General features: G+C 76.7%; 1 protein-coding gene. It reads left to right on the top strand.

All coding sequences use genetic code 11. The annotated features are described in order from the left end of the window. Positions 1–828 (top strand): condensation domain-containing protein (locus JK356_RS21470; RefSeq protein WP_236671725.1); only part of this gene is annotated, 828 nt, incomplete at both ends.

Below are 828 nucleotides of genomic sequence, written 5' to 3'. Positions count from 1 at the left end.
GCGACGGCCTCGTCGTCACGCCCCGGCAGGTCTTCGACGAACGCACTCCCGGGCGGCTCGCCGCCGTCGCCGAGGCACCGGTCACCGGGGCGCGGGAAAACGACGAGGCCACCGGTGACGTCACCGCCACTCCCGTCATGCGGGAAGCCGGCGAATGGAGCCTGCGCGCCCGGTTCGCGCAATGGGTCATCGTGACGACGCCCGGCGGTCTCGCCCTTGACGCCGTCGCACACGGCTGGCAGGCCGTCGCCGAGGCCCACCCCATGCTCCGGGCGCGTGCCGTGCCCGGCGGAGGACTGGTGGCCGGGGACCCCTCGTCGCCAGCCCCAGCCGGCCTGGTCGCGCGGATCGACGCCACCGCGGCCGCGGCGGACGACCTGGACGCGCTGGCCCAGGATGCGGCGCGTGAGGCGGCCGCCGCCCTCGACCCGGCCCGTGGCGTCGTCGCACGCCTCGCCTGGCTGGACGCCGGCCCCGATCGGCTGGGCCGCCTGGCCATCGTGGTCCACCACCTGGTGGTGGACGGGGTCTCCTGGCGGGTGCTGACCGACGACGTGGCAGAGGCGGTACGCGCGGTGGCTGCGGGCACCACGCCCGCGCTGGTACCCGAGGGCACCTCCTTCCGCACCTGGGCGGCGGCCGCCGCCGCGCAGGCTGTCTCGTCCGGCCGGACCGCCGAACTCGACTCGTGGACGGCTCTCGCGGCAGACGCCGCCAGCGTGCCGGGCCTGCCCGCGCCCGACCCGGTGCGGGATGTGGCTGCTTCGATGCGGCGGCGGGTCTGGCGGCTTCCCGCCGGCGTCGCGGACGATCTTGTTGGCCGGGTTT

Origin of the sequence: Streptomyces sp. 7-21, assembly GCF_016741785.1 — a bacterium.
Taxonomy (GTDB): Bacteria; Actinomycetota; Actinomycetes; order Streptomycetales; family Streptomycetaceae; genus Streptomyces.
Note: the sequence above shows the minus strand (reverse complement) of the source record. Positions and strands in the feature narration are given on the sequence as shown.